General features: G+C 56.4%; 13 protein-coding genes. All 13 read right to left on the reverse strand.

Annotated features, from left to right (window positions below):
- Nucleotides 1-6 precede the first annotated feature (6 nt).
- Nucleotides 7-246 carry a hypothetical protein gene (locus ACU8YE_RS00085; protein WP_173940811.1) on the reverse strand — a complete coding sequence of 80 codons (240 nt, stop codon included), beginning with the start codon at nucleotides 244-246 and terminating at the stop codon, nucleotides 7-9.
- 103 nt (nucleotides 247-349) lie between these two features.
- Nucleotides 350-1,003: a GIY-YIG nuclease family protein gene (locus ACU8YE_RS00090; protein WP_446927842.1), complete on the reverse strand. Its 654-nt coding sequence runs from the start codon at nucleotides 1,001-1,003 to the stop codon at nucleotides 350-352.
- Between the two features lie 234 nt (nucleotides 1,004-1,237).
- The gene (locus ACU8YE_RS00095; RefSeq protein WP_446927843.1) at nucleotides 1,238-2,476 is read right to left on the reverse strand and encodes a hypothetical protein; all 1,239 of its coding nucleotides are present in this window, start codon (nucleotides 2,474-2,476) and stop codon (nucleotides 1,238-1,240) included.
- 100 nt (nucleotides 2,477-2,576) lie between these two features.
- On the reverse strand, nucleotides 2,577-3,905 hold the full coding sequence (locus ACU8YE_RS00100) for a hypothetical protein (protein WP_446927844.1): 1,329 nt from the start codon (nucleotides 3,903-3,905) through the stop codon (nucleotides 2,577-2,579).
- Between the two features lie 586 nt (nucleotides 3,906-4,491).
- Nucleotides 4,492-5,937, reverse strand: a complete 1,446-nt coding sequence (locus tag ACU8YE_RS00105; protein WP_446927845.1) for an RES family NAD+ phosphorylase — start codon at nucleotides 5,935-5,937, stop codon at nucleotides 4,492-4,494.
- Nucleotides 5,938-6,235: 298 nt separating this feature from the next.
- Nucleotides 6,236-8,995: a KGGVGR-motif variant AAA ATPase gene (locus ACU8YE_RS00110; RefSeq protein WP_446927846.1), complete on the reverse strand. Its 2,760-nt coding sequence runs from the start codon at nucleotides 8,993-8,995 to the stop codon at nucleotides 6,236-6,238.
- Entirely contained in the window at nucleotides 8,992-9,429 is a 438-nt protein-coding gene (locus ACU8YE_RS00115) for a hypothetical protein (RefSeq protein WP_446927847.1), read from the reverse strand. The genes ACU8YE_RS00110 and ACU8YE_RS00115 overlap by 4 nt, the downstream gene beginning before the upstream one ends.
- A 258-nt stretch (nucleotides 9,430-9,687) precedes the next feature.
- Nucleotides 9,688-10,362 carry a DUF433 domain-containing protein gene (locus ACU8YE_RS00120; RefSeq protein ID WP_446927848.1) on the reverse strand — a complete coding sequence of 225 codons (675 nt, stop codon included), beginning with the start codon at nucleotides 10,360-10,362 and terminating at the stop codon, nucleotides 9,688-9,690.
- Nucleotides 10,363-10,383: 21 nt separating this feature from the next.
- A complete protein-coding gene (locus ACU8YE_RS00125) occupies nucleotides 10,384-11,412 on the reverse strand; it encodes a TniQ family protein (RefSeq protein ID WP_446927849.1) in 1,029 nt (342 codons plus the stop codon).
- Entirely contained in the window at nucleotides 11,402-12,388 is a 987-nt protein-coding gene (locus tag ACU8YE_RS00130) for a TniQ family protein (RefSeq protein WP_446927850.1), read from the reverse strand. The genes ACU8YE_RS00125 and ACU8YE_RS00130 overlap by 11 nt, the downstream gene beginning before the upstream one ends.
- Entirely contained in the window at nucleotides 12,385-13,245 is an 861-nt protein-coding gene (locus ACU8YE_RS00135) for a TniB family NTP-binding protein (RefSeq protein WP_446927851.1), read from the reverse strand. The genes ACU8YE_RS00130 and ACU8YE_RS00135 overlap by 4 nt, the downstream gene beginning before the upstream one ends.
- Nucleotides 13,242-15,215: a Mu transposase C-terminal domain-containing protein gene (locus tag ACU8YE_RS00140; RefSeq protein ID WP_446927852.1), complete on the reverse strand. Its 1,974-nt coding sequence runs from the start codon at nucleotides 15,213-15,215 to the stop codon at nucleotides 13,242-13,244. Before ACU8YE_RS00140 ends, ACU8YE_RS00135 begins: the two co-directional genes overlap by 4 nt.
- A complete protein-coding gene (locus ACU8YE_RS00145; RefSeq protein WP_446927853.1) occupies nucleotides 15,193-15,828 on the reverse strand; it encodes a Tn7 transposase TnsA N-terminal domain-containing protein in 636 nt (211 codons plus the stop codon). The genes ACU8YE_RS00140 and ACU8YE_RS00145 overlap by 23 nt, the downstream gene beginning before the upstream one ends.
- Nucleotides 15,829-15,988 lie beyond the last annotated feature (160 nt).

Genomic DNA, 15,988 nt, shown 5'->3' on the forward strand with positions numbered 1-15,988 from the left:
TTTCTTCTACGTCGTCTTGATATACGCGCCGACCTCGATGTCGGCGCTGTCGCATTGCGGGCAACGCGGCCGCTGGTCGTTCGGCGCGGCTCGCTTGCGGCCCGCCTCGGTAGCGCTTGGGGCGGCAGTGATAAAGCCGGGGTAGGTGGTCTCGCAGCGATTCCAATCATCGGATGACCGAATGCATTCGCCTTCGTGGCCACATGCACGGCAGATCGCCTTATAGTGGTTGTGTTCCCAGGACATGATGCGCTCCGCCAAAATATGCACTGGTGTATTCGGATACTAGTCGATTGCCGAGGGGCGTTCGAGCTGGAAATTGCCAAAGAATGCGTTCAGCAATTCTGGACTACTGGCGGTTCCATGCACTTGGCGCAGCTTGAATGCGCTGATGGACTGCTGCGATCTCAGCAACGTACGGAATGACTTCTTCAGAGAAGAACTCGCGCGCGTTGTTGAGTCGAAACGGTGCGAGCAGCTTGTGCAAAGCGCTTTCTAACAGGTCGTAGTTGTCAACCCGGTAGGATGCCAACTCTTCGAATTTGAACATGGCCCCTGTCGTATAGAGCTGGCGAATACGGGCGGCCAGATCTTGCGTGGTGTATCCGATCTTGACGATGTGCTTTCCGTCCTTGGTATAGACACCAGTCCCAAGCACGTACACGATGCCAGTCTCCTGCTCTGGATTCTCTCCAGCTTCTGCGTCGATGTTGTCATCTAGCTCTGTGCCGGCCTCCAAGGAAACCCGAAAAGGTTTCACGCTGCGGTCAATCACGTAGCGCTCATCCTTCTTGACCGCGGTGTAGATCGCAGCGAGCAATGCGTGCCCGATGTCGTTGTAATGCCCTGCCTCTACGCTTTTGTGTTGCGCCGAGGTGCCGTAGAGATAAGGGTATGCCACTTTGATCTGATCTCGCAGTTGTTGCGGTGTCATGCCGCCTACTGCTTGCGAAAGAAGACGAAAAATGGCTTCGGGCAGCTTGAATCGGAGTATCGGTTCCATGTCGCGTGTGGTGGTGAGGGTTGTCAGTCGGCATAGACCATCGTGATGCTGTCGGCGCGCGTGGCAAACAGGTTGTCGACCAACAGAGGCTAAAAATGAAAATTGCCGGGATTGCTCTCCTTCCACACCAGCATGCCTTCGTGCTCGCCGTCATGGCACCCGTGATGTCGCAGGCTGGCGAGAACGGTCAGGTCCAGGACGGTCAAATCCCAAGACACACCCCGACAGCACACCTTAGTTTCCTTCCTGTCGAGAAAGGGTAAAGCGAATGCCACTCGGGCCTGTCAGTGAAGCAGACGTTGATCCCAACGTCTCTTCGTTCCATGGTGATTGGACAGTATGCGTCCGCGTTCGAACTGATGCGTTCTCTGAGTCCTGTGACCTGACGCGAACACGTCGCTTTTCTCGCCGACTCTTGGCTCGTTTAACGATAAGTTGATCGGCTTGGTTGCGCGCTCCGCCTCGGTCCATATCGAGCACCTCGCGAGTAAAAGCAACCGTGTCGAAGGGTACTTCTAGCCTCAAAGAAGTCAGTCGCTGGTACACCTCCTCTCCCCCATTGAATGTTGGCTCAATAGGGTCCACCTCGATGGACCGATACTGGATAGCGCGTTGCCACGTCTGATCGGGCGCAGAAAATCCAGCGCGCGGCAATTCGTCAGCAATAACACTGCCGTCGGATTCCCGGTGGTCGCCAGGTTGTTTGCCTCCGTCAATGGAAGATGCTGTTTGCCACAGTCCTGCAGCCATCAGTTCTTTGGCGAAGGATATCCGGTAGATACCGGCCTCAATCACGTCGGGAGATAGAGTTTCCAGCTTTTGAATTCTCGAGTCTGGTTTAGGATCTATATACATTAACAAGGCGTCTTCTTTGCTTGCATGCTGAGGGACATAGATCCCTCCCACCATGCTCGATGTGAATATCGTTCCGTTGGAAAAATTGTTCTTCTGGTCGATACCCGTCTCGAGGGCCGTAATCAAATAGTCAGTTGAAGCTTGCGTACCTTTACATTCGAGCACATGCAATCGGCCTTTGGCATCGATGCCGATGAAATCTGGGCTTTTGGCAGGTCCTCGCTTACTCGGTCGCAGTGAGGAAACTCCGACGAGTGAATCTAGCAGATAGCTAGTATTCGCGAACGCTTGTATGCCGTGTTGTTCGGCCAAGTAGTGGCAAGCGAAACCCATGCCAAAATCATCGGACATCACGGACATTTGATGCGTATCAATTTCCGACCAGACAGGTTTGAGACGCAAGCCGGAATAGCGCTCCGAAATGGCACTGGCATACCTAAGCCATGCCCAGAAGGTAGACAGATCGATTCCTGTATACCGAGGGGGCGACGTCAATACTCCCACCCATAACAACGTCGTTAGGACATTGCATTGCCATGTGGCGGTGTAGGGAAGGCCCGGCAATAGCCCAGCGGAGCCGTATTTATGACTTACACGAACTTGAATTTCCTTTTGCATTAATCCGCCCTCGTTGCTACTTGCTTCATCAGGGGCCCGTTAACCTGGGCGTATAGATCAACCGCTGCACGAGTTTGGTCAGTGACCTTCAGCCGCTTTCTCAAATCGCGTCTGCTGGAATACCGTTTTCGCGCAGCCGCGCCTGCAATAGCGTGCTGCGATCTTGAGCTAGATTGAACAGCCGTGATGCGGTCGTCGGCTCAGATAGGATCTCCCGGTGCGAAAGACTGGGCTTTGTCCACGACGATCGGGGGTTGCCAATCCATTTCTTCAATGCGTGGCTGAGCGTTTGATCGTCATGTCCCGACGACAGCCCCAGCGCCGCAATGAGCGCGATGCAAGCAAGGCTATCCCACTCGTTCCGCGCGCAAACTGCCATTGCGGCGTGGCAATCGCCGCGCTCAACGAGCAGCGTCTTAACTTGCTCAAAAGGCACGAACGCTCCTAGCGCGCATAAGCGGGCGCCCAATTTTCGAACCCTCCGTATTGGATCGAACAGAGCGCGCAGTGCGATCTCGTCCTTCAGAGAAGGCGAAATTTTGACCTGCAAAGCCATGGCATGCGCACGGATATCTGAGCGTCTGTCTTTGGCGAACTGTGCTAGACGCGCGCCAACGTCAGGCGCGCGCCTCTCTACTAGGAGGGATAGCGCCGCTCGAATTTGCGTGCCGGACAACTGGCCAGATTCCAGCATCGCGACGCAGTGCGAGATGACATCTAGGCCCCTGTCGTGTAGCAATCTCGCCGCCGCCGAACGCAAACTCGCTTGGACATCAAAGATCGCGGGCCAAAGAAGCGGCTCAATATCAGCGTCCGACTGATTTTCTGCCACATGCATGAATGCCGCATGGCGAACGGGGCCAAAAGGAGAGGTGGCTGCCAGTGCAGTGCACAAGGGACGCTCCTGGCGTGGTATGCGGCCAAGCAAGGTAACTGCCCTTCTTGCGACCATGATGTCGCCAGATTTGAGGCCAATGGTTGCCAGTTCAGTGATTGGGAGGAGCTCGTGGTCTAGTGCGACAAAATATGCAGCACGCCTGAGTCGGAAATCAGCGCCCGCCATTGCGGCGATGATCGCAGTGGCGCCGCCGACCTGGACGAGTTGCTGTTCAAACTCGAGTAACCAGGAACGATGGTCCGTACGCGTAGCCGCTGCGAGGCTGCGAATTTTTGGAAGGAGCGAAACAAAATGCTCCGATGGGACTGTGAAAAGAAGTGCAAGCAGCCCTTGTCGCGCGATTTTGCGAACCTCCAGAACCCAGTCGTTCACACGCTCAATGATCAGTTCGAGGCAGGAGCTGCCGCCAAGATCAATCGCTCGTGTAATCGCAGCCTCTCTGACATAGCCTGAATAGTGGGATATGCATAGCGCGACAAATTGCCGATCCTCGCTGGCCGAGATCATTTCAACGGCCACACGCAATGGCATTGGCTCGCCGTGCCTCAGATAGACGGTGTGCGCAGGGAGGGCCCTCGACGGTGGGGTGCTGGAGGTGATCGAGACGGAGTGCATATTGGTAGTCAATGCCTAACCTGTGTGGGATGGACCCACGGTGACCATGCGGCCGTTTGACAGCGTGAGGCGGTTGCCCTTTTGCCGTCGACCGAAATCAGCATGCCAAGCTTTGCGAGTCAGAATCACTGGGCTAATCTGCCGGCAGCTCCGGTGGTGGTTCGGGCTGGTTCGTACCAGCGCTTTGCTCGATTGCTCGGCGGGCGCGGTGGCGGTTGCGCATTTCAGGAAACTCGACAAGGGTGACGAATAACAACACAGTCGTCAGAACCGCGATGCAGGAGCAGGACCGGCACTGCCAAGGCTCGCCATCCATCAGGTTCGCCACAGTTCGGACCGGCGCGCTGCAGGTCCTATAGACCCCGACCAGATTCTCGTGCGGCATCTGCTGGCTTCGTTCAGCGCAGCGCAGCGATAGCACATTCGCCATACGCCCTCGGGCATAGATGCTCCTTCTGCGCATAAGAATAGGGGTTCTGAAATCCTAGCGTGCCGTAGCAGCCTAGCGTTCGCCCTCAAGCACGTAGTGATTGACCGGGTGTGGGCTTGTTCTGTATTCGACCCAATTCACGTGATGTACATCCATGGATTCCCGATCGGCTTGCAGCGTGATATCGCGTGGATCTACTTCGCCGCTTGACGGGGTCATCAAAAACGGGGCTAGCCAGTAATCGATAGCCGCATTGGCCTCAGGTTCCAACTGGGGGGGGACGTGTTCCATCACTGAATAATCGCTCTCCCAGCCGTCCTCTGTGTCGTGGCCGCAATATGCGTCAAACTTTGTGCCTTTGAGCACCGGCAGTGTGTCCACCCGCGCTGCCTTTTGAAAGAGGACGACATTGCGCCCCCCTTTTGACTGAACCGATCTGAAGATGATCCCGTCCAGCAACGGCTCATTCTCTGTGGCCAGGAAATCAGCGATTGCCTGTGTTGCTAAATACTCGAATGCCTCATCGTCCGGCATGACGGGTTTTGTCATGCGTTGCCCGAGAGTTTGCAGGAATGCGACTCGTTCAAGGCGCTCTAGAAAGGTTGGATCGAAGATGCTCCCGGTGACGTGAACATCTTCAATGATGGTGAGATCCAGCAGGCATAGGGGCCGAACGATATTGAATTTTGCGACCACAACCTTGCTTCCGACAGGGGGTCTGACCTCTGCGATTGCGACCTTGGGCTGGGTTGCGCCATAGAAGACAGATATGCCACGAGCATTCATGCGTCCAGCATTCGCGAGTCTAGCGGGCGGTGATCCAATGTGAAGATCCGGACGACACAAGGCTTCTTCCAACTTATCGTCGGCCTGAAAAACGCGGGCGCGATATAGCTTGCTAAGTCTTGACTGCGGTCCCGCATGTGCTACCAATGAGCGCCCTCGCCTTGTTTTGAATTTGTCGATCCCACCAAAGATTGATGCTAAATGTTGCGCAGCTGATCGACTGAAGAACCTCGCTTCAGTCTGCAGCGATTGCTCAAAGGTGTTCCACTGCAAGTGCCAACCAAGCGTGCTCGCACCTCGCTCCTCATAGTAGGATTCAGCCGAAAACTCTGTTTCCTCCCCCATTGCCGCCCGCTCGATGTCCTCGTGTTGCGTATCCAGCACGGTTTGGACATCTTTGGCAGCTGCATGGGGTATCTGGGCAGCATCTTCGATTGCCTCGATGACAGGAGTGCCATCCCTTTCCCAGTCGTAGTCGGACTCTCGATCGCCAAGTAACGACTGCTGCCAAGCATTTGGCTGATCTGAAGTCCGGACATAATGCTGTTCGAACGCGATCTCGATGCGATTCGCGAGCTCGCCGATGGTGTGCGACTGTAATATCTGCTCGCAATACGAACACTGCGCGATGTGACCTGTCGCCCTGATCTCTGCTGCAAGATACTCTTCACCCACGCAGTCAAAGCAGATGTGTTTGATCTCAATGTCGTCGACATCGATGTCGTTCTGCACTGTGCCCCCGCCGTCCCGCAAGATTCGAACTCAAACCATCAAACACGCCTAAGCTGGATTTCTTACCACTGTTCGTGTACCCGCATGCCAAGAATATGTGCGAGCGAGTGCGGCAAGTGTTCTCGGCTTAAGCGCTCGCCGGTGGCTTACTACTGCGCCGCACCGTGCTTTTGGGAGCTGTCGCTTCCACAAAACGATCGACGAACTTGTCGTTCCCACGCTCACTACACCGGCGACACGCTCTCTGATAAAAGCGCAGAGAATGGAGTCGCTGTGGTTTCATCGTGGTGTTTCCGCTTCAGAGCGGGATGGAGCCAATATTCTTCTTCAGCAAGGCTTGCGTGCGTGGGCGCCCGGCTGCCGAGGTGTCGAAACCCAGCCCGTACCGATAAATTTCCGGTAGGAACAGCCGCTCCTCACCGAAGTTTCCGTCGCCGTCTTCATAGATTACGCCGATCTCCTGCAAGGCACCAAGAAGGCTCGCATTGAGCTGCGCCTGCTCCATGCTAAACGGCACTTTAAGGTTGCGAATGTGCTGCTGCTCCATCAGTTCCGTCCATCGTTTAAGAGGCGCGATCTCTGATTTAGCTTCGTTCACCTTCTCGACACTGCAGAAGGGGATAGCCTTGCGCATTGACTCTGGCGCAAGGATACGATCCGGCCACGTTTGTCCAGTTCGCGTTGACTCCAACTCCGCAGCGAACTTCAGGAAGCGAACCAAGTCACGCGCCTGCACATTGCCCTTCAAATCGCACAACGCCGCGTACACCCATCGCGCAGAGTGCGCCTCTTTGGATTTTTCGCCGCCGAGCTTTTTCCCCCAAACGCGCTCCAGCTCCATCTTCAGTTCCTCGACACGCAGGGATTCTGCTGACTTGGGTTCATTCGGATGAATGCTTGCCTGGCAGCTCAGCATGAAGGCTAGACGCAAGAAGCTCTCGGGATTCCATTGCAAACGAAATGGCTGGAAGCGCTGCAACCACTGGCCTAGGTTTTGGCGGATTGTTGCTTGCACGTAATCGGCTCGCGCAAACACTATGGCACCTACGTGCCGATTGTCGAGCTCGCTGATGCGATTAGGCAAACGAAGCAACGCGTGAATTGCCTCAGGGGCGTGTCCTTCATTCGCGTCTTTGAACGCATCCTCGATGCCGTCGAAGACGAACACGACGCGAGTGGAGCGTGTCGTCAGAAATTGATTCACTGCGCGCAGGCCGCCTTCCGTGATGCCGAGCTGCCGGGCGATGACGCTGTCCCAAAAGTCCTCCCAGTGGTCAGGAGGGGACTTGAGCGATTCCTCAATCAGCCGCCGCACCGCACTGGCACTAAGCAACAGCTGTTTGTCGCTTTGAGTCAGGTCAAGTGTGCGCCCTTGTGCCAACTTGATCTCCCCATTTGGCTTGTCCTCGATGTTGTCGGACCAAAGCACCGGAAAGATCGCCGCGTCGGTCGTGCTTGACGGCTTGAATCCCAACTTGTCCAAGAAGCGCTGCCATGACCCCACCCCCACCAATTGACGGAAGGTGAACGTCTTGCCAGCACCTTTGGCACCGATCATCAATAGGTTGGGCAACTCATTGGCGTAATGTTTGCCAAGATTGAGCAGTGGTTCCGTAGCGAGAATGGCGCTCGTGGTGCTGCTATCCGCAAACTCTGCCGCCTTGCAAACGTCATGCAGTTTCTTTGCTTGATCCTGCCTTGAGGAAGCTCCCGCGCCTACGTCGTCAATAGGTGCAGCCGGCACTGCCAATGTGCTTGTGGAGTAGAGGGCCTTAGCCCATTCGCTCGCACTGGAAAACAAGCGACTGGACTGAGGTAAGGCGTCCAACGCCTCGCGCACCGACCCGATAGACATCAGGGTACTCAGGAACTCGGCTTCCAGCCATTGCACTCCTGGGTTCAGCGCGTCATCCGATGGATAGGCTTCGCCCAATGCCTTCAAGGCCTGTTCATAGTGGGCCGCATCTCGCAACTCCTTGGTCAGCAGGCTCAGCACTACGGTGGGGCGCGCCTCCCCCTGTCGCTCTGACGGTAACTGTCGATTGACGGCATAGAGTCGGCGCAGCACCTCAGCCATCCCCTGCACCGACTGTGGCGCCACCGTACTGACAAAGAAGTGATCCACTCTCGGATCGAAGAGGATGGGACTTGCCAGTTCGCTTAAGCCTGCCCGCAGATCGATGAACACCGCGTCTACACCAAGACGCTGGCCCAGGGCATGCAAGTGATCCGACAATTGCCAGGGATTGGTCGGGTTGCGAGCTAGGTGTTCGGGCGTCACCGGCATGTCCTGAATCTCGGTCAGGTCCGAAGCCGCCGGCAACACAAACAATTCGCGCTGCAGCCCTCCCACGCTGAGCGATGTCTTGCGCAACTCTTGCGCGAAGAAGTCCAATGTGGTTTGAAGTCCAGCAGGCGGGTAGTGCAGTGCCTCCAGAAGCTTAACGAACGATACCGTGGGTCGATTGACATCATCCAGCCAGAAGCTAACGCCAGGGGCCTCAAGATCTGCATCCACCACGAGGATCTTCTTGGGGCCGGAACCAGGATCCTGCATGCAAGCAGCAACGTAGGTCATGAGCGCAGTCGTTCGCCCAACGCCACCTTTGAAGGAATGGAACGAGACCAAGTCTGGGCCTGTTCCCCATGCTGTCGGTGTGCTTGCTAAGCGGCGAACCAGGGGGTGCACGCCAGAAGGTTCTGTGACAGCCTCATCGGTAGGTAGGTAGGTGACATCGCGCCATAGGGGGTAGTTCTGCCCTACGGATACTGAAGCAGCTTCAGTGTCTAGCATCAACACCACTGGGTAGCTGCTCTCGCCGATGCGCAAGCCAATGGATCTATGCTCCCGTTGATATGCGGAGCCAAATATGTTGCTCAACCAGTCGTCGATCTTCTTGGCATCGGAAAAATAATGCACCTCCATGCCGTCGGCAAAGCAATCGACACTCAGTACTCCCTCGGGCAATTGAGTCCATAGCGCAGTGTGCTGCTTAATCAGGCGCTCAACGTCCAGCCAAGTCAGAAGACGCTCGACCGCATCTGCTTGTCGGCTCATTTGAGTTCTCCCTGAATCCACTTCAGTACCTGTTCCAACTGGTGTTCGCAATCGTTGTTTGTCGGGGCAGAGCAGTCTCCGCCGTAGCGCCACGCTTGATGCAGGATGCTGATGTCGCCGTTCCTAGGCTCTAGTGTGCCGTTGCGCATAACTGGCTTAAGTTGCAAATTTTCAGGTAGCGACAAATCTGTCCCTACCTTCAACTCTTTGAGCACCTGTCGCAGATTGTGCCCCGTCTTGTCGATGTCTTCTTGGTCGAACAGGCTACGGTTCTGGCGTTTAAGCCACACTGCCTTCAAGCCACACTCTACGGCATAAAACAACAGCAGGCGGTGTGGGTTCTTACGAGTATTGGCGGCTATTGGCATAGCGATGGCGGAGAGCTCTCGCCACGCATTCCTTAGTTCCCGGTCGGTAAATGGGATCGCGCTCATTGCCGCGCTTCCGGGATGAAGGGATCCAACGGGTGCCATACCGACCCGCCCGCCGGACTCTTGCCGAAGACCGCAAGAATTGGCATCAGATCGCGATTACCAACGATCGACAGCACATTTTGGTGAGGGTTCGCCCAATTCCAGACCGAACGCGACGTGTATTGCCTTTCGACCAATCGAGTCTCCATTTGCTCTATCAACAGGGGGCTATGCCCTCAGCAGGAGGATACTTTAAGCGATGGCTACTGCGCTCTGGGGTCATTGCAAGTCTTTGGCTGTCCCTACCACCTTGTCACGTACCAGCGTCATCCGATGGAGTGCTTGACGAGGCCGTCGTATCTTGCCGGCGTTAGGGTGAATCCTTGCATAGACTGCGGCGTCATCGAGCAATGATGGCGAGAGGAATGGATAGGCAGCATGTAGCGTTGCGAAAGGAATGCCGTCGGCCACCGCAGCAAGAGCGTTTCCAATTGGTAGCCGTGTTCCCTTGAAGCAGGCCGTGCCGCCTAGGATTCCTGGGTCCTCCACGATACGGCGCACCGCCCGGCGAGCTTGCAGCGCGTGCTTGATGGCAGCAAGCACGTATGGCGCCAGCGCTATTGTGATGCAGCCAAAGGACACCGACCAGTCAAACTTCGTCTTTCGCGACAGCCCGTTTAGAGCCAGGAATATCTGGCAATCGGAGTGTTCAAGTACCCTCCTGCACAACATAGCGATGGCATGTTTTCGCGCTACTGGAGTCAGCTCTTGGTGTGCCTGGAAATAGAACGCAGCAAAGGCTGCCGCCAGTGGCGCGAAGCGCCGATTCCGAGTGTCCACGACTAGCGCTCCTGGCAGTGCACCAATGCGAACCAAATTGTGAACTTGTTTTGTAGTCACGCCGGCTATGAAGGCGATCTCGGCCGCGGGGACGGTCTGCGCGTCTGTTGACATGACTTTCTCCGCAGGCGTTAGTCACTTGGAGCGTTGCTGGGCTTTTGGCTTTGACTTCTGGTCCAGTTCTCCGCGGTTCTTCACCTTTGGCGTCCTCAGCGGGTGCAGTGCACTGTATTTCACTGTGCGCTCGACCGGCTTCGGGGGCGGCGCCCATTGACGTCCTTTGAGACTGGCCTCAGTACACTTTTCCACCCACCTGTCCCACTCCGGGTTGCGTCGCTTCCGTGGCCGCTTGAGCAGCATCGTCAGGTCTATCTTGAATGATCGTTCCAGGCAGTACGCGCTGACTAGGCTGTCGACGCCATAGTGATCGCGTTCATGTCTCCGATACTCCGCGAACGACGCAAACACGAGCCGTCTGACCACTTCCGGGTTGGCTTTCAGCCATAGCAGGAATTCCACGCTCAAACCGTTGCGATACCCCTTCATACCAAACACTCCCCTTTGCGCCGCAGAGAGGAATGTCTGTTGGATGCGCAATCTGGTGGGAGACAGCCACACTTCGGGGTAATTTTCTGATGGGGTAGCCAGTGGGTGACGGCAGGCAGCACAGTGATCGATACCAAGCACCGTTTCGCCAGACATGCCAAGGCACGGCTCGGTAGCACGGATCTTTGCCTTGCAGGCAGGACAGCGCTCCAGCATCTTGACGCGATGGTCCGGACAGATCTTCCATTCCTTTACCCGCCACGACGTGCGCAGATACGGAATCCGATCTGTGACAAAACACTTCGGACAGAATCGATAGGCGGGGTTCTTTCCATCAAAATTGAGCAACTGCCTTATGGAAGGGCGAATGCGAGCGGCTTTGAATGAATCGGCGAGAGGTTCAATAACCTTGAACGGTATCCCGGTTCCCTCGGCGATCCGACACAGGTGCTTTCGAGTGGCGGTAAGGTCTGGATCAAAGCATCGCTTCATGCCGAGGGACGCGGCCAAGTCCTTGTATGTCACTCCGTGCAACTGACAAGTTCGCTGGATCCAAGACGCTGCAGACTCGTTGGGTAACGGATCCGGCACGATCATGATGCTAGAGCTATGGTTCATCGGCGACTCCAAACAGGGAAAGCTGTGGGTCAATGCAGGCCAGGCGATGTAGCTGCGGAGAGGGGAAGCGTTTTTGCAAGCGCGCGATCAGGCATCCGATGAATCGCACATCCGCGGTCGAGGTACATTCGTCGTAGAGAGCCTGTAGCGCAGGCATCGGAACGCGTAGAGGTTCCTTTGATGGCCGGTTCGCGATGACTGGGACGAGTCGATCAAAAGCGCGGCAGACGACGTCTGCGGCTTCAGCCGTTGGCAAACGACGACTCGCGCATCTGGGATGATCCTTTGACTGGCCGGGTCCAACGATGCCAAAGATCCAAAACAACCTCAGGAAGGTATCGACGGAAAGGCCCTCGAGGCCACAGGGAAGGAGCTTCGCCAGACACTGGCTGATCTGATTAGGTGCCGGCTCCAACAGAGAGGCAATCTGGCAGCTCACGGCAAGTTCACGTGGATCCGCTCTGGTGACTCTCTGCTCGGCTGTTCTCAGGCGTCGACCGCACTCGCAGGTGTCGAGCGCGGGCCGGCGCCAGCGTGTCGGGCGGCCACATTGACACCGATCCAGGAGTCGGTTGCCGTGCAGAGGACAGCTCGTGACGAGGCACACGGACCATATGGCCCGAGCGATGCGGTCTTCGGTGAGACAGGCCGGGCACACTTGCGGACTACCTTGCCTCAAGTGATAGGGCCGCAGAAAGCGGTGGCCAAGAAAATCCGCTGTTTGCGTTCCGCGGTGACATTGCCGTACCACGAAGGCATTCTTCAGCCGCGACGGAGTGCATCCGAACATGAAGGCGACGGTGTCGCTCGCATGCGCAGGAAGATAGAGGTGCCCGGGGGACGCCAAGTGCTCCGCCAACTCGCGGAAGGAAAGCCCGTTGGCCGTGGCCATACGCAAAGCAAATCCAACGCCATCCTCGTCCGGGGCAATTTCGTCCTGCCGCGGAAACGGCGTGGTTTCCGTGCGCAGCATCATGCGAACGGGTTGCCCCGGCTGGAGGCCGGCCCAACCAGGCGTTGAAACGCAAGGGAGAGGTGCTTTCGCTCGACTTTATTGTCATTGGCGTCCACCGCAATCATTGCGACTTCCATGATGAGCGTCTTCAGAGTTCGCATGACGCCCTGAGTGGCTTTGAAGATCAGGGTGGCGTACGCTGGAAGCTCCGACAGGTCTACGTCTTTGGCAGCAGCGACGTAGGTCGCAATCACTCCCCGCCAGTTCTCGTCGTTTGAAAAAACGGGTAGGCGGAAGATAGACGAAACTCGCGTCGTCACCTGAGAGTCTCCGTGTTCAAAGTTGTCTAGCAACTCTGTGCCGACTAACAGGACAGGCCGACATGTTTGGGTCATCAGACGTTTGACCCAGTCGTTAATACCGGAGTGAGCAACGCCATTCTTATCAGCGCGGAAGACATGCTGATACTCGTCGAGAGCGATCAGTTGAATGTCGTGCTGCTCGATTGCCCGAACCAGCATGCCAAAATGCGCCGCGTTGGTCCTCGTTCCAGCCTTTGGAGAGATGGCATAGTTGAAGTCGGCCAGTAGGTCCTGCTGGATTTGGCCAACCGTTGGGGCCTCTTTCAGGGATGCGACGAGCACGCTGTGGGGTCGCAGAAAGGGCCAGTTGCAGATGTTGCGTCGGACGGATTCGATTAAGAGGGATTTGCCAGCGCCACCGGGTGCAATCACGCAAGCGCCAAACGGATGCTGGAGACTGTTCCCCAACTGAATGACACGACCGATACCTTCCAACGTCTCCTTGAATGCTAGGTGGTTCACCCGTATCTGGTCGATGTTCTTGCCTACCTGGATCGCTTTCGCGCTGTAGCTCATAGCTCGTCCCTCATGAACACGTCGAAGGTCGGAATCGCGCCGATGCCGGGTTCCAGTGCGTCGGTATCTGCCACCAGGGCAGTTGCTCGCGCGCCTGCGGTCCGCTGGGGTGCGTTGATTCGCGATAGAGAGCTCACTCCTTGAAACAGAGCTAGCTCCCGGGAGCCGCGCTTTAGTTTTCGTCCGCCTCTTATGGCTTGCGACCAATGGTCTTGCAACTCCAGGCGAGTTCGCCTGAGGACGGGTTCGGCGTTCTTTTCCGTCAGCTTCTCGGTTGCTGCGCTTCGTATGAGCTTGTGCTGTGTTGCTGTTAGTCCGGAGGCATATTCTTGGTCGCGCGCTTCCACTGCCATCCACATACCGCTGCGGGGATGCTGCACGAAAACGCTGCCAAGGTCATACGGGTTGTACTTGATCGTCGTTTTGAACTTTGCGCCTACCTCTTTGCGCATCGACGCAAGGTCGTCGTTGGTATATCGAATCCACTTGTGAACGAGACCGCTGTGATCGATCGTGACCGAACCGTGCAGGCCAGCAATGACGTCAAGGCTGGTTGCATCATCGATGAGCGTAGGTGCAGGACAGGCATCGAGCCCTTCGAGAAAGAGGTCGATCGGTCGTGCCAGTTTCCGATCGTTGATCTCAAACGGATGAACATCGACCACCCACTTGAGGATGCCGGCACACAGATCACTGAAGGTGATGCACGCACTTTTGTTCGGATCGATCGGATCGGGTCCGGAGCCCGGCTTTTTGGGGCGCCCGGCGGCGGGGAGCTGTCGGGTGAGTTCACCAAGATGTCGTTCCACGCATGGCTTGAACCACGGCATGCGTACCGGGCAGTATTCGACATCCATGCAAAGTTCGCTTGCAACATGGCGCACTTGCCCGGCATGAAACGCCAAAGAATTGTCGAGTACGGCCGCTTCCCACGTTCCCATCGCATACCAAGGGTTCGACAGCCCTTGCCCGGCGGTAATGATGTCCTTGGGTTGCACGGCTACCTTGATACTCTGCACAACACGACCAATGGTCTCGCCTTCAAATGAAATAAAGAAGCCGAGGATGTAGCCGCTGAAGCTGCAGACGGCAAGGGTGATGACGGGCCGGCCTAGCGGTATGCCGAGTACGTCATCAAGGACCACGATATCCAGGATGGTGTGATCCATCTCGACTCGCTCAAGCGGACGAGTGGCGTAGCCTCCTGGCTTGGAAAATCGCCATTTAGCGCGTGCTTGCCCGGGCCCCAAGCGCGCTCTGTCCCGATCGAAAGGCGTTGTCTCATATGCGATTCGTCGAACGGTCGATAAGCTCACGGAGTCACAGGCTTCCGCGGCTGCGTTGTTCTGCGCCGCCCGTTCCAGTTCACGGAGGACCTTGTCATGTGCCTCACGCAACGTGCATCCGTTGCGGATGAAGTAGTAGCGCTTCAACACTTTGGTCACTGCGGCCATAACCTCCGACTGCAGTCGTCTTGGCGCGCGCCGCTTTACGTTGCGAGACAGCAAGCTGGTTGGGTTTTGCCCGGTCGTTTCATAGTCACGCATCCACCGCATGACCGCTGAGGAGCTGGGCGGGTACTCATCACCAAGAGTTATAGCGACAGAGGCGATGGCCTCGGAGATTCGTGTACGTTGCCCTTTGCTGATACCGCGCTTGCGCATTTGTCGGACATAGTCGTACACCCGTTCAAATTGGGCCTTGTGCTTTGGCGCCAAAGTGGCGGTGCACATGACCGAGTTGCTATTGGTCTGATGGCTCTCACGCGCCCCGCCTTCATTGGCCCTAACGACGGTCAGCTTGCCGCAAGCGATATCGCTGGCGAGCTTGCTTATCTTCATCTGACGCATGCCTGCAGTGGCTTGGTTTTCGAGTTGGACATGTTGAGCATCCAGTACTCGATGAAGTCGCCATTGCGCATCTCCGTTTTGTACGACGAGGTCGGTATCAAGCGTGTAGACGGACATCATCGCCTCCGCTCGGGTAGACCAATTGGTTGTCGTCAAAGTGGAGCGCACTATTGATGCGCAAGTGCCGGCGGCCAACCAGATGCAACACCGTCTCGATTGATGTCTGGGCCTCTGCAGCCAGCTTGCGAATTTGGATGCCCTCTGGAAGGGTGGAGGCGATCACGATGACTCGACTCGTTAGCTCGGCAGCGATTCGACTTCTGGCGTGCCTCAGTAGGATCGATGCGCGCACGTGGCGTTTGCCTTGATGCACGAGCTTGTCCGTGGCGACCATGAAATGAAAGCCCTGTTCTCGCAGCAGCCCTTGTGCGCGAGCCAACCGGGGCTTGTTCCTGGTGCTCCTGGCATGTTCTTCGGGCTTCACTTCAACAACGAGCCGCCGGTTGCGTCCCATCAAAAGGAAGTCCGGCACGTAGTTGCCGAGTTCTCCAAGATCCAGAGAAAAAGGTTGGTGGGAAATCGAGGAATTTTCTGGGTCTAGAAGCGCAAGACGCACGAAGTCTCGCTCAAGCAAGCTCTCGTACTCGATGACGTTTGGCTGAAACCACGGACATGCAATCAAGCCCACTCGTCGATGAGGCGAGCGGGTGACAACCTTTCTAGCGGCAGGCATGAGGACTCTCCAAGCGAAGGGGTTCCCTCTTCCCGAGAGGGAAGGCTTGAAGAGGACTTGACAGGTGGGATAGTGCGTTCGATACTGATCGTGCCATCGAGGTATCGAGAGATATCTCCACGCCGCCTAGTCCTCCTGGATTTAGGTGGCGTTTTTATTT

Source organism: Ralstonia sp. VS2407 (assembly GCF_052950655.1).

Coding starts and splice junctions, on each gene's coding strand:
- ACU8YE_RS00085 (WP_173940811.1), bottom strand. CDS start 246: ATGTCCTGGGAACACAACCACTATAAGGCGATCTGCCGTGCATGTGGC.
- ACU8YE_RS00090 (WP_446927842.1), bottom strand. CDS start 1,003: ATGGAACCGATACTCCGATTCAAGCTGCCCGAAGCCATTTTTCGTCTT.
- ACU8YE_RS00095 (WP_446927843.1), bottom strand. CDS start 2,476: ATGCAAAAGGAAATTCAAGTTCGTGTAAGTCATAAATACGGCTCCGCT.
- ACU8YE_RS00100 (WP_446927844.1), bottom strand. CDS start 3,905: ATGCCATTGCGTGTGGCCGTTGAAATGATCTCGGCCAGCGAGGATCGG.
- ACU8YE_RS00110 (WP_446927846.1), bottom strand. CDS start 8,995: ATGAGCCGACAAGCAGATGCGGTCGAGCGTCTTCTGACTTGGCTGGAC.
- ACU8YE_RS00115 (WP_446927847.1), bottom strand. CDS start 9,429: ATGAGCGCGATCCCATTTACCGACCGGGAACTAAGGAATGCGTGGCGA.
- ACU8YE_RS00120 (WP_446927848.1), bottom strand. CDS start 10,362: ATGTCAACAGACGCGCAGACCGTCCCCGCGGCCGAGATCGCCTTCATA.
- ACU8YE_RS00125 (WP_446927849.1), bottom strand. CDS start 11,412: ATGAACCATAGCTCTAGCATCATGATCGTGCCGGATCCGTTACCCAAC.
- ACU8YE_RS00130 (WP_446927850.1), bottom strand. CDS start 12,388: ATGATGCTGCGCACGGAAACCACGCCGTTTCCGCGGCAGGACGAAATT.
- ACU8YE_RS00135 (WP_446927851.1), bottom strand. CDS start 13,245: ATGAGCTACAGCGCGAAAGCGATCCAGGTAGGCAAGAACATCGACCAG.
- ACU8YE_RS00140 (WP_446927852.1), bottom strand. CDS start 15,215: ATGATGTCCGTCTACACGCTTGATACCGACCTCGTCGTACAAAACGGA.
- ACU8YE_RS00145 (WP_446927853.1), bottom strand. CDS start 15,828: ATGCCTGCCGCTAGAAAGGTTGTCACCCGCTCGCCTCATCGACGAGTG.